The 12,347-nt window shown below is 61.4% G+C and carries 16 protein-coding genes; 4 read left to right on the forward strand and 12 right to left on the reverse strand.

Annotation, left to right across the window (positions count from 1 at the left end):
- Positions 1–453: 453 nt before the first annotated feature.
- Together FJ980_RS01585 and FJ980_RS01590 are read left to right on the forward strand one after the other, a co-directional pair.
- Entirely contained in the window at positions 454–756 is a 303-nt protein-coding gene (locus FJ980_RS01585; RefSeq protein WP_140541203.1) for a hypothetical protein, read from the forward strand.
- A gap of 37 nt (positions 757–793) precedes the next feature.
- Positions 794–1,048 carry a hypothetical protein gene (locus tag FJ980_RS01590; protein WP_140541204.1) on the forward strand — a complete coding sequence of 85 codons (255 nt, stop codon included), beginning with the start codon at positions 794–796 and terminating at the stop codon, positions 1,046–1,048.
- Positions 1,049–1,392: 344 nt separating this feature from the next.
- Here FJ980_RS01590 and FJ980_RS01595 read toward each other — a convergent pair whose 3' ends face one another.
- The 12 genes from FJ980_RS01595 to FJ980_RS01650 all read right to left on the reverse strand — a co-directional run bounded on the left by FJ980_RS01595 (position 1,393) and on the right by FJ980_RS01650 (position 10,398).
- Positions 1,393–2,262: a DUF1445 domain-containing protein gene (locus FJ980_RS01595; RefSeq protein WP_246676271.1), complete on the reverse strand. Its 870-nt coding sequence runs from the start codon at positions 2,260–2,262 to the stop codon at positions 1,393–1,395.
- Positions 2,263–2,376: 114 nt separating this feature from the next.
- Complete coding sequence (gene sctT, locus FJ980_RS01600) at positions 2,377–3,192, reverse strand: type III secretion system export apparatus subunit SctT (protein ID WP_140541205.1); 816 nt, start codon at positions 3,190–3,192, stop codon at positions 2,377–2,379.
- Between the two features lie 9 nt (positions 3,193–3,201).
- Complete coding sequence (locus FJ980_RS01605) at positions 3,202–3,471, reverse strand: flagellar biosynthetic protein FliQ (protein WP_140541206.1); 270 nt, start codon at positions 3,469–3,471, stop codon at positions 3,202–3,204.
- An 18-nt stretch (positions 3,472–3,489) separates the two neighbouring features.
- A complete protein-coding gene (sctR, locus tag FJ980_RS01610; RefSeq protein ID WP_140541207.1) occupies positions 3,490–4,143 on the reverse strand; it encodes a type III secretion system export apparatus subunit SctR in 654 nt (217 codons plus the stop codon).
- Positions 4,136–5,236: a type III secretion system cytoplasmic ring protein SctQ gene (gene sctQ, locus FJ980_RS01615; RefSeq protein ID WP_181181075.1), complete on the reverse strand. Its 1,101-nt coding sequence runs from the start codon at positions 5,234–5,236 to the stop codon at positions 4,136–4,138. Before sctQ ends, sctR begins: the two co-directional genes overlap by 8 nt.
- Before the next feature lie 26 nt (positions 5,237–5,262).
- Positions 5,263–5,736, reverse strand: a complete 474-nt coding sequence (locus tag FJ980_RS01620; protein WP_140541209.1) for a hypothetical protein — start codon at positions 5,734–5,736, stop codon at positions 5,263–5,265.
- Position 5,737: 1 nt separating this feature from the next.
- Positions 5,738–7,096: a FliI/YscN family ATPase gene (locus tag FJ980_RS01625; RefSeq protein ID WP_140541210.1), complete on the reverse strand. Its 1,359-nt coding sequence runs from the start codon at positions 7,094–7,096 to the stop codon at positions 5,738–5,740.
- The gene (sctL, locus tag FJ980_RS01630; protein WP_140541211.1) at positions 7,093–7,713 is read right to left on the reverse strand and encodes a type III secretion system stator protein SctL; all 621 of its coding nucleotides are present in this window, start codon (positions 7,711–7,713) and stop codon (positions 7,093–7,095) included. The genes FJ980_RS01625 and sctL overlap by 4 nt, the downstream gene beginning before the upstream one ends.
- 4 nt (positions 7,714–7,717) lie before the next feature.
- Entirely contained in the window at positions 7,718–8,335 is a 618-nt protein-coding gene (locus FJ980_RS01635) for a SctK family type III secretion system sorting platform protein (RefSeq protein WP_140541212.1), read from the reverse strand.
- Complete coding sequence (gene sctJ, locus FJ980_RS01640) at positions 8,332–9,099, reverse strand: type III secretion inner membrane ring lipoprotein SctJ (protein ID WP_246676272.1); 768 nt, start codon at positions 9,097–9,099, stop codon at positions 8,332–8,334. Before sctJ ends, FJ980_RS01635 begins: the two co-directional genes overlap by 4 nt.
- A gap of 79 nt (positions 9,100–9,178) precedes the next feature.
- Complete coding sequence (locus FJ980_RS01645) at positions 9,179–9,799, reverse strand: hypothetical protein (RefSeq protein ID WP_140541213.1); 621 nt, start codon at positions 9,797–9,799, stop codon at positions 9,179–9,181.
- An 11-nt stretch (positions 9,800–9,810) separates the two neighbouring features.
- Positions 9,811–10,398 (reverse strand): type III secretion protein, encoded by a 588-nt coding sequence (locus tag FJ980_RS01650; protein WP_246676273.1) that lies wholly within the window; start codon positions 10,396–10,398, stop codon positions 9,811–9,813.
- 167 nt (positions 10,399–10,565) lie between these two features.
- On the opposite strand from FJ980_RS01650, the gene FJ980_RS01655 reads away from it, so the two are divergent.
- Together FJ980_RS01655 and FJ980_RS01660 are read left to right on the forward strand one after the other, a co-directional pair.
- A complete protein-coding gene (locus FJ980_RS01655; RefSeq protein WP_348640642.1) occupies positions 10,566–11,414 on the forward strand; it encodes a L,D-transpeptidase in 849 nt (282 codons plus the stop codon).
- A 3-nt stretch (positions 11,415–11,417) separates the two neighbouring features.
- Positions 11,418–12,344 (forward strand): LysR family transcriptional regulator, encoded by a 927-nt coding sequence (locus FJ980_RS01660; RefSeq protein ID WP_140541214.1) that lies wholly within the window; start codon positions 11,418–11,420, stop codon positions 12,342–12,344.
- Positions 12,345–12,347: the final 3 nt, after the last annotated feature.

Consider the following 12,347-nt stretch of genomic DNA (forward strand, 5'->3'; position numbering starts at 1 on the left):
TTTAGGAACCGCTAATGATCCACCCAGATTATGGATTTCTAATCTAGCAAAAAAATAGGACCCTTACTCGCCGCAGCCACTGAATGCTAACGGCTGTAACGGCTGCAAATAGAAACGCTTATCTTTAAAGGCGGGCTAACTCCCTCCGCCCGCTCGCCGCACTGTCGGAGGCTATCGAACGAAACAGACCGCCGGCTCTAACTCTATTGATTTCCTGCCCGACAGCTCGATTGCCACCACCGCAGGCGTGAATGAGCCGTGTCATGCCACCACCAAGTTTTGACGTCGCGCATGCTCCTCCGGCATTTGCGGCAGCGAACCTTCCGCACGAGGGCAGACACAATCCAGAAACATTCAGGAAAAACTGCAGAAATCATTCAAGCGTATCATGCTCTTGAGGGATCAGTTCATCGGCTGCAGCAGTGCTGCACTTGCTCGGGTTTGCGACAAGCGATGCACAGAATCTCGATCAACTTGATGGGTGCGTTGCTCAGCTTGTCGCTCGCTACGGCAGCGACCGGAGCCTCCACCTCAAAGGCGGCGCCGCTCACCCGGACCGAGCGTTGCACCATTCTCAGCCGTCAAGTCGACGAAGCCCTCAAAACGCATGCCGCGGCAACGCAGGTCACCGCGGCGAAGGCTCTTCAGAGAAAGGGAAACCGGTACTGCGCCAAGAAGAAGGAGGCGCAGGGAATCCGGATGCTCGCGAAAGCTTTGAAGCTGCTTGGAGTGACACCCATCGATCCTGATCGGTGACGCTCAACCCCCGACTTGCCAAACAAGGAATAGACACATGAAAAAGTCTCTTCTGTCTGCCGTCGGTCTTGCATTCGCGCTCGCCGTCTCGATGCCAGTTCTCGGCCCTAACGACGCCGCCGCGGCTACGAAGCCAGCGCCAGCAGCGACGGCCGCAACTGGCTCTGCACCCGCCTCGGATGCTATGACCATGAAGAAGGCTAAGAAGCACGTAACGAAGGCCTGCAAGGCGACCAAGAAGCACAAGTGCCCGGTGAAGCACAAGAGGAGCGCCGCGAAGAAGTCCTATTAAGGTTTGAAGTATTGCAAAGAAGGCCGTCCACCTCCGCATTTACCGGGATGGCCTTTTTTGCTCCCGCCTGCGACTGAGTGGGCGCGACGACCGGCTCTTCGTGCCGGCCCGCTCATTTCGTCATGGACAGCAGCAGGCTCGTTATGCGCCCCTTGCGGCGTCCTCGATCAACCTGACCATGAAGTTGCGGAATCTCTGGCCGGGCTTATCCCCTATATTTCCAACCTCCTCCGCCCCATTCCGGGTACAGAAACGGACACCTCCCCGCTCAACTGCGCGCTGACTGTGAATGTCCTTTCTGCCACCTTTTCAGGTCCTCGGTTCCTGAGATTTGGAATCGACTATCAAACCTTGAAAGTGCCCGCATCCGCTTTTGCATCGACGTCGGTGATCAACATATGCCCTGGCGATACCGTGATCGAGACCGCGAGTTCGGCGCGAGCAAGAGCATCTTGCGCGGTCAGGCTGCTTGCCCAGAACACTGGGACCTCCCCTTCCATGATCTCGACCGCGTCACCCCAGTCGGGAGCCATCAGATCTCCTACTCCGATAATCGATGGGTCTCCGACATGGACAGGAGAACCATGGGCAAGCGGGAAGCGTGCGGTAAGGGCGCGAACCTTGTCGACATCACCTCGTCTTATGGGACGCATGGAGACAACCATCTCGCCTTCAAAAGGTCCTGCGCCGCGCGTCTTGATTTTGGTCCGAAACTTTGGGAGGACTTTGCCGCAGCCGGTGCTGCCCAGTTTGATGCCCTTTTCCAGGAGGGCCACTTCGACGGTAAGCGAACTACCGAGCGCGAAGGCGGCAAAATCGTCCCGCCAGAGGTCGATGATATCTGTCCTCTGATGGGTCACCTCCCCAAAGTGGTAGATATTGTATTGCGGAGCATCGGTGCGGATATCGATGTCGCCTAGCGCTGGAAGAAATGGACTGCCCGCACGGCTCACGCCCACTAACGGACAGGGCTTGGGATTGCGGACGCAAAACTGATGGAAATCGCCGGCAAAGCGACGGGGAACAATCACGACGTTGGCTTGGAGCTTGCCCCTCGCAAGCCCTCCTGTCCGGCCTTCGTAGGCCCCCGCTCTAACGAGCCTCCGCAGTTTATCTGCATCGATCACTCGCAAATTGTCATAGAACAATGAAGTGACTTGGCGAGGCATGGGCTTCCGGAAAAATGGACGATTCACGAAATCGCGTAAGATCATCGGCAAGCCAGCGGATTGTCAAATTATCAGAATCTTTCCTCTTCGATAAATTGTATTTATTAATTAGATGGCAAACTCTAAATTATTAGAACTTTAGCATAGACATACTGACTCTCACTGACAATCTCGGCAGCCGATCGCTTCTATCTGGCGACCTGCCTCGCGCAGAAAGCCCAGGTCACGGTTCATGTAGGAGAGCAGGAAAGCTGCGTAGAGGACGAAGACGAGGCTGAAGACCAGTGTCTTGACGACCAGCGAAAGCGCAAAAACGTTCAGGTGCGGCGAGGCTCGCGCCAGGAAGGCCAGCACGATGTCGGACAAGAGCATGCTGATGATGAGCGGGAAAACGAGAGTCAGCGCCATAACCACGACGCGGTTCAGCAGACCGAGGAAGATTCCAGCAGCGTCCTTGCTGAACACAGGCAGGAGATGATCGATCGGCCAAAGGCCATAGCTGTCGTAGAGACCGGTCAACGAAAGCTGCAGGCCTCCGGCTGCGAGGTAGATCGTGACCATGATGATGGCGAGCAAGGTGCCGGTGGCCCCCGTCTCATGGGTCATCATCGGATCGATCAGCGCACCCATCGAGGAGCCGCGCTGCAGATCCAGTATATCGCCCGCCGCTTCCGCGGCCCAGAACGGTATGCCCATCGCCAGCCCGAGTGTTACCCCGACCACGACCTCCTTGAGCATGTACAACACGATCATCGTCGTCGGCAGATCGGTGGTCGTCAACTTGTTCACGATGATCGGAAAGACCGGAACCACCAGCGCCAACGCCACACCGCTGCGCAGAAGCCCTGACAGCGGCACGCGCGAAAAAAGCGGCATGAGCAGCATGAACCCGGTCATGCGCGCGAGCGCGAAAGCGCCTGCCAGGAGATAGAATTGAAGCTCTTTGACCGAGGTGAAGAGCGGTTCGACCGGCATCCGTGTGTCTCAACGGGTGACGACGGGAAACTCGTCCAGCGCCGTCGACGCCTGCTGCGCAATCTGCTGAGCGAGCAATGGACCAAAGACGATGATAACCAGAAGGATGGCGACGAGCTTTATCGTCTGCGGCAGCGACTGGTCCTGAATCTGTGTCAGCGCCTGGGCAAGGCCGACGAGCACGCCGACGGCCAGTGCGGTGATGATGGCCGGGCCGGAGGCCAGCAAAACGGTGAGAAGCGCGCCTTGGACCTTCGCCAGGATGAAATCATTGCTCATATGAAACCCCCGGCAGCGTCACGAGTAGCTCAGGATTAGGCCATGCATAAGCCGCGACCAGCCGTCTATGGCGACGAAAAGGAACAGTTTCAGCGGGATCGAAATAAGGACCGGCGAAACCATGATCATGCCGAGCGTCATCAGCACGTTCGCGACAACGATGTCGATGATGAGGAAAGGCAGATAAAGCAGGAAGCCGATCTCGAAGGCACGGGTAAGCTCGGAGGCGACAAAGGCAGGAACCAGAATGGACAGATCGTCGTCCTTGAGATTCTGCCGGGCCTGTTCCGGCCACAGGCGGGCCGTTCCATCGAGAAAAAACTGACGCTCTTGCGGCTGGGTGAATTTCATGAGGTGGCGCTGCAATGGTTCCCGGACCAGTTGCGCCGCCCTGGCGAGATCGTCGGTTGTCTGGAACTGGACCTGCCCTTCCTGAAGCCGGCTCGACATCTCGCTCAGCAATGGCGTGGTGACATAGACGGTCAGCACGAGCGCTATGCCATAGAGCACCAAATTGGGCGGCATCTGCTGAACGCCGAGTGCGTTGCGGATCAGAAACAACACGACCGAGATCTTCAGAAAGCCCGTCATCGTGACCACTGCCAGCGGCAGCAACCCGACCACACCGACGGCGATCAGGATTCCAAGCAGGTTGGGCGAGTTGTCAAGCATTGTCGAACATGCGCAGGACCCGCACGCCCAGGCTTTCTCCGATCCGCACGATCTCGCCGCGACCGACACGCCTGCCGTTGGCAATGATGTCGACAGTCGCGTCGGCTACATCGGCGAGCGGAATGATGGCGCCGGGCGCAAGCTGCCTTACTTCTCCAAGAGGCATTGCCGTGCGGCCGACCTCGAAGGCAAGGACGACCGGCAATTCGTCCAAAGTCGATTCTTCCAAGGTGTCCGGCGGCGGCGTGTTCTGGTTCATGGCCCACTCCCAGTTCGATCCAGTGATTGCGGTCGGCGCGGCAAGCAATTGCGGCCCGCCGGCGGTCAGCCCCACCGGCGCGAATAGGCGCTCGGCAATGATGAGCGTCGCCACGCCCTCTTCCGCCGTATCGTCGAACAGCACCACATCGTCAGCCTGCAGGCTTTGAAGCTCGCCAATGGTGATCGCAAGCGGACCGCGCCGAAGATGGACGGACAGCGGAAGTTCGGCCGGGACCGGCGGCCTTGGTTTGCCGAGCTCGTCGAGAAGGCGGCCGATCCGTACCGGCAGACCGGTGTCATTCGCCGTCAGGACGCAACCTATCGTTTCATCCTTGTCGGCCAGGGCGAAAGCGAATGGAGTTTCCCCTGAAACGGCATCTGCCGGTGCCAGCGAGGTAATCGCGATCTTCTCGCCCAGCCTCTCCTCGATCCATTCGAGATCGTGTTCGAACGTGGCCTCCAACAGGAGCGCGGCGTGGGCCGGCGCAAGCCGTTTCATATCGACCGCTCCGTCGGCCCTGGCGAGACCTCGCTCGACGACAGAAAGCGGCAGGCGCAATTGCCCGGCCATGTCCCCGACGGTGAAGCCAACAGCGCATAGCGGCTGGTTAGCGGAATTCAGCCCCGGCCAAGCGGCCGCGATCGCCATGGCCTTCCCGGCAATCGTGATCTGCGCGGTATTGCGGCGACGGTAGAAGGCGTTCAACGCCCAGACATCCGCGGCTGCTACCGTTGCCAAAGTCAGCGGCTCGCCGATGCTCGACTGTGCGGCCGCGCGTTTCGCCGGTTTTGCCCGCGCTTTCGTTCTTGCCGGCGCGAAGTCCTGAGGCATCACATCCATATCGATCACTGATTGGGCTATCGTTCTGTGGACGAGCGCGGCTGGCTGCGCTCCTCTTCCTCGGAAAGCTCGGCAAGGGCCTGGCGCCGACGCGCGTCGCGTTTGGCCAATTGCTCCGATAGCCTGTCCAGCTTGGTCACAGCCTTGATGCTCGCACGGTGCTCGTTGCGGACTGCCGACAGCTCGACGTTCCGTCGCTTCTCGAGGTCGCCGGCCATTTTCTCGCCTTCCCGCAACTGCCCGGTTTTCCTGGCGGCGGCCTCGAACCGTCCCTGCAGCCGGTGGAGGCTGGCGGCATTCACCGGCTGCCCGACCAGCGCATTGAACGCCGCATCCTCGGCGTTGACCGTGCGCTGGAGGTGTTCGGTGACGGCGGCAGCCGCCTGCTGAACTTCCCTCGCGGCCTGGTTGGCGGCGGCGCGCCTTACGGTCACCTCTTCCTGTGCGCGCTCCTCGCGGCGGCGTCTGAGGTCGCGCAGTCGAGCGATCATGTCACGCTCCTTCATTGACAATCTCCCGCATGCGCTGGCGTGTCCGGTCGATGCTCTCGTATGTTGCGGATGGCTGGCGCAGGAAGGCGTTGATGGCATCGATCTTCGCTACCGCCTCGTCCGCCACGGCATCGCTGCCCTTTTCGTAGTCGCCGACGCGCAGGAGCAGTTCGATGTCGGCATAGCGGGCGAGCAGTTCGCGCAAGCGGCCAGCGTCAGCCCGATGTGCCGGCGGCACGACGGCATCCATCAGCCGGCTTCGGCTGCGCAGGATGTCGATGGCGGGAAAATGGTTGCGTTGCGCAAGCTCGTTCGACAGGAAGACGTGGCCGTCGAGCAGCGCCTGGATTTCCTCGGCGACCGGATCCAGCGTCCCGTCGCCTTCCAGGAGAACGCTGTAGAGGCCGGTGATGGACCCGACTCGACCGGGTCCCGAGCGCTCGAGCAGACGCGGCAGGACCGCAAACAGCGAAGACGGGAAACCACGACGCGTCGGCGGCTCGCCCGAGGCCAGACCGATCTCGCGCTGCGCACGCGCAAACCGCGTTATATTGTCCATCGCAAGCAGCACATGCTTGCCCTGGTCCCGAAAAAATTCGGCTATGCTTGTCGCCACATAGGCGGCCTTGACGCGTTCGATGGCGGGCCGGTCCGAAGTCGCGACGACCACGATCGTTCGCTCGCGCCCTTCCGATCCAAGCTGGTGTTCGAGGAATTCGCGCACCTCGCGCCCGCGCTCGCCAACCAGGGCGACCACCGCGACATCGGCGTCGGTGCCGCTGACGATATCGGAAAGCAAGATGGACTTGCCGACACCTGGCTCGCCGAAGATACCGACGCGCTGCCCGCATGCGCAGGTGAGCAGCCCGTCGAGAGCGCGGATTCCGAGCTGGATCGGCTCGGAAATCAGACTGCGCTCCAGCGGGGATGGCGGGTAGGCATTGACCGGATAGCTGCCGACAATGCCGTCCGGCGAAAGCGGCTTGCCATCCAAAGGCTCGCCGAACGCGCTGATCACCCGGCCCAGAAGGCCGGGTCCGATGGGCACCAGCTGGTCCTTGCCGGTCGCAACGACTTCCGTCAGGCTCGAAAGACCGGTCAGATCGCCAAGCGGAACAAGGACCGCCATCTCATCCATGAGACCCACGACTTCAGCCTTGGTCGTCCTGCCCGTTCTGGGGTCGACCAGCTCGCATATCTCACCGATCCTCGCTTCTTCGACGGTCGCATGAATGACCGTTCCGGTGACCCGCCGCACACGTCCTTTGCGGGGGCGGCTCGAATCGTCGCGAAGGCCAGCACGGAGATTTGGAATGATGGACGCCAAACGGCTTTCGATGTCGATGGCGGGACCTGTCATGCCGGCGCCTCGGCCCTCGATCGGATTGCGGCGGCGACGGCATCGAGCTGCGCGTCGATGCTGGCGTCAATGACGGCGATGTCGGTCGAGAGGATGCAGGCTGACGGCGCGAGCGCATCATCCGCATCGATTTCAATCATCATGCCCAGATCGCTGTGGCGCAAGACCGCGTCCAGTTCCTCGCGGACCCGCTCCACGGAAGCGGGATGGACACGGATTTTCAGATACCTGGCACGGCGAATTTCGCTCACGGCCTGTGCGGCGGCTCTAGCGACAAGCATTGCAACGTCGAACTCCCCCAGAATTCGCCTGACGATCTCGAGGGCGAGCCCGGTGACTTCGGCTTCGAGCCCGCCGAGATAGCGATCCACCTTGACTGCCGTTTCGCTTATCAGCCGGCTGGCATCCGCGTCGCCTTGCGCCTTGCCGTCCTCATAACCTTGCGCATATTCGGCCGCGTAGGCGCGCCGGGCGGCTTCGCGCATTTGCTGGGCATCACGCCTCGCGGCATCGAGAAAGGCATATCCATCCTGCCAGGCCCGCGCCTCAGCGGCGCGCAGGATGCGTGCATGGGGGCGCCTTGGCACTTCAACGGTCGCGGTGTCCACTTCGGCCATCACCCTAACCCATCGCTCGCCGCACAATTGCCGGACCGACCTCGATGAACGGCTTGGCCGTCCGGTCGACGAATTCGTGCGGCATGAGCTTGATGCGGACGCGCGCACCTGTCTCGCCAGGCATCGCCTGGCACCATCCGCCAAGGCAGCTCAAACCATCGGCATAGACACGACCGCGGATATCCTCAAGCGGCTGCAGCGGCCGTGTTGGGCCGGCCAGATCGCGATTGGCAACCGCAAAGGTGCAGAGGTCCGCGCCCAGTGCCGCCTGCAACGCATCGGCTTCGCGCCCGTCAATGACGGCGGCAAGATTGCCGGCCCAGTAGATGGCGCCCGAGCGAAGAGCGAGGTCCTCCAATTCCTCGCCCGACGACAAGGCAATCGCCCGATCCACGTCGTCCGGCGGTTCATCGACCGTGCAAGAGAGCCGGTAATGCTCGAGCAGAAGCTTCGACAACCGCTCATGCAGGCGGTGCGACTGCAGCATGCGCTGGCACGCAGCTTCGCTGATCGCACCGTCAAAGCATTCGGCGAGTCGGGCCGCGTCCGCATAGGATGCGAGGCTGGAGATGAACTCCTGCCATTCCGGGCTGGCGGCTTGCTCCGAGCCGGCCCCAGTCATGCCTTCCTCGCGGGGATTGCGGAAGCTTCGAGGGCGTAGACATTAGGCCGTCGGTACCACTGCAGGTACGCCAACCGCGCGGCCAGCGCGAGTATCGCGGCCGCCATGCCGTAGAACAGCCACATCGCCGCCGCCACGCTGTCCGGATGCAGCCACAGACCAAGGAAGGTTATGAACCCTGGCTCGGATTCCTGCTCCGGGGTGGTCGCGGCGACCGGAATGAGCGTGACGGAGACATTGTCGTAGGTCAGTCCGGCGATGCCCTTGGCCACCAGCATCTTGACCTGCGGGATCAGCTCGTTCATCGGCACGGATGCGCGATGCCTGATGAATACCGACGCGGACGACGGCACCAACTGCTGCCTCAGCGGATCATTCTCGGGCAGGACAAGGTGAACCCGCGCGGAAAGCACGCCATCGATTTCGGAGATTGTCTGCGAGAGTTCCTGGCTCAGGCCATAGATCATCGTTGCCCGCTCTTCCACCGGCGAGGATACGAGCCCGCCCCTCTTGAAGACGTCGCCGAGGGTCTGGAATTCCTGTTTGGGCAGGCCGCTTTCGTCGAGAAGGGCCATCGCCTCGGCAAAGCGGCCCTTCTGCACCGAAACCGTCATCTTGCCGTCCTTGCCGGCCTCGCGCTGGGCCGGAATCCCGTGACGCATCAGCGTGGCCACGATTTCGTTGGCCTGCCGCTGATCGAGGTTGGAATAGAGTTCCACCGAACAGGCCTGGAGCATCAGCATCCCGGCGACGACAAACGCCACGCGGCACCCTGCGGCACATCGATTGAACAGCGCCGACCGCCGCAACTGGAACAATTCGGGCACGAGCACTCCGCGGCACCTACTGTTGCTTGATCAGCGTGCTGGTTGACGACGTCACGGCCTTCACGCTGCTGGTCACGACTTCCAGATTGGCTGCTGCCCACATCACTGAAATGGATCGCTCGAGCAGTTGCTGGGCATTGTTTGCCGGCGCATTTTCGGCTTCCTTGCCTAACGGGGCGGCATCCTGGGTGGCAGCTGTTTCCGCCGGCGCTGGCGTGTTCGCCTTGCCGAGAGCCTTTTGGACCTGCTGCATTGTCCCTTCCAGCGACTGGACAGCGGAACCGAACAGGGCCGAGGGATCCGTGGCCGCGCCCCCTCCGGTCTTCTCCACCTCGGCCAGATAGTCGAAGAGTTTGCGCTCGACGATCGGCTCCGCCCGCTCCGATCTCGAAGATTGACCCGCCATTGCCGGATTGGCTCCGGACGATGCCTGCGCCACCTGTCGGCCTGCACCGGTGGCGACATCGCCGCGCTCGGGCGCGTTGGGCTTCGCCGCATCGTGCTTTTCCTGCTTGGCGACCACCATCGGATTGCCCGGCTGCGCGGCCGCGCCGGCGGTGATCTGCTGTTGCGAGCCTATGCTGGTGGTCAAGCTTGCCAGCGAGCCCTCCAAGGCTCCAATCGGCGCGATCTGCATGAACCTGCCTCCTATTCCTTCGTCAGTTTTCCGGAGGGAACGCTTTGCGCCTGCGCCTGCCTTCCGCGAAAAACGCGGACCGAGACGACCTTGCCGGGCTCCTGTTTGTTGCCCTGCGCGGCGGGGACTCCGAGTGTCTTCCTGATGAGTTCGATGTAGGACGGCGGCCCCGATACCGAGACGACGTCGTCCTGCCTGGAAACCCTGACTGGAAACTTCGGATCGATGACGCCCAGCCGCGAGAGTCGATCTTGCGCACCGGCGGCCGTGTTGGCATCGAGCGGAATCAGCTCGGTCTGGACCTCAGCTTCGGCGGCGACGTTCATGACGACACCGTCGAAATGCCAGACCAGACCGTATCGATTGCAAATCTCTTCCAGAAATTCGCGCGCCGTTCCAACTGGCATACCGGCGCTCAACCGTCCCTTAACGAGCTTGCTGACGCGCATCGGCACCCGCATGTTGCGGCCAAGCTCGGCGAGCGCATCCGTCACCGACTGGTCGATTGCGATGTATTTGTAGGGACCCGCGGGCCAGCGTGGCTCGGCGGCATTGGCCTGCGAAGCAGCAAGCGTGAACAGCAGGATCACACCAGCCATGAAGGCAGTGTTGGCTCCCGACAACCGGTCCACGAGGCAGGTACCGCGTCCCGTCAAAATTGGTCCTATCGCGGACGCGCGGAGCGCTAGCCCGCGTCGCCCGTCTCATGGGTTACCCGCCAAGCTCACCCTATCGCGTGCGTCGCTCAAATGGAAGTCCAATTGGATTGAACTCGCGTATTCGGTTCCAAATGTTGCGATCAGCGAGCAAAGCGATATGGTGCGGCTGGAATCGGGCAGCGAAGGCTCGCGGTCGCCGGTTTTGTTGCTCGAATTTGAAGGGATCAGCCCCGGTGGCGGCATGCAAGAACCTGCTCTTGAGCTTGAATGCTCCGGCCGGCAATGCCTGGCGACGGCCCCTGATCGGGTCTTGGCTCGGCAAGGGCTTGGGTGAATCGGTTCTGGTCGCTGTCACGTTGACTGCCGCGATGGCGCCAGCGCATGGTCAATCGAACAGCGGCTACGACCCGCGAAGCTGGAGCTACGATCAAGCCCGAAATGTGCTGATCTCGCCATCCGCTCCCGGCCAGGTCGCGGAGGGCGAAATGCGGCCGGCCTGGTCGCCAATTCCGAGGGAGATCGTCGATTTCGGCGAGACGCAGCCGAAGGGATCAATCGTGATCAACACCACGGAGCGGCGCCTCTATTACATACTGGGAAACGGCAAGGCGCTGCGATATGCGGTCGGTGTCGGCAAGGAGGGTCTGGAATGGTCGGGTCGCGACACGATTTCGAGCAAGAAGGACTGGCCGGATTGGCGGCCGCCGGCCGAAATGCGGTCCAGGGAAGCATCGAAGGGCCGCTTGCTGCCGGCACACGTCGCGGGAGGGCCGAACAACCCGCTGGGCGCACGCGCGCTCTATATCGGCAACACGCTTTATCGTGTTCATGGCACAAATCAGCCATGGACTGTCGGCCACGCCAACTCCTCCGGTTGCATTCGAATGACCAATGAAGACGTTATTGACCTATACGACCGAGTGAAGATCGGCGCCCAGATTATTGTCCGGCATTGAACCGTGATCCCTTTCAACATCAAGCAGCTCGAAACCTTCCTCCTGGTGGCGACTTTCGGAAGCTTCCGAAAGGCCGCGGAACGCTTGAACACAACGCAGCCGGCGGTGTCGACCCGGATTGCCAGTCTGGAAGAAGCGTTCGGCGCCAAGCTGTTCGAAAGGCAGAGCAGCACGGTGAGGCTGACCGCCGAGGGCCAGCGGCTGCTGCCGCCGGCGCAGCGGGTTCTGCGTGTCGCCGAACAGCTGCAATTGGCGGCAAACTCCCTTTCAGAGACCGCGGGAGTGCTCAGGCTCGGCGTTGCCGAAACTATCGTGCACACCTGGCTTCCCGATTTCCTCAAGGAATTGCAGACCAACTATCCGCTTGTCGACACCGATATCGTCGTCGACACGACGACGACCCTTCGCAATGAGCTCATGTCCCACCGGCTTGATCTTGCAGTGCTGATGGGCCCCATTCAGGAATACAGCATCGAGAATATTGAACTGCCCTCCTTTCCGCTCGTATGGGTTTGTTCACCGTCCTTGAAATTGCCCAATCGAGGCAAGCTGACGCTGAGCGACCTGATGCAATTTCCGATCATCAGCTATGCCCGCACGACGAGGCCCTACAGTGAACTCTACCGCAAGCTGACCGGCGAGCTTGAAGCGACGCCGCGTATCTTTCCGGCCAATTCGCTGGCCGCCTCCATCACGATGACGCTGAACGGGATCGGTATCGCCTCCCTCCCCAGGGAAGTCGTTCAGGGCCATACTGCCAGCGGCACGCTACGCATCGTCGACTGCGAATGGCATCCCTCCGACCTGCGGTTCACCGCCTCGTACTCCTCCGAACCGTCCAATCCGATAGCGGAGCGTGCGGCAAAACTGGCCGGCTGCATCGCACATGCGTTCGCCGCAAGAATCGGCAAGGCGCAACCTGACGATTAGAAC

This window comes from Mesorhizobium sp. B1-1-5 (genome assembly GCF_006443065.1).
Lineage (GTDB): Bacteria > Pseudomonadota > Alphaproteobacteria > Rhizobiales > Rhizobiaceae > Mesorhizobium.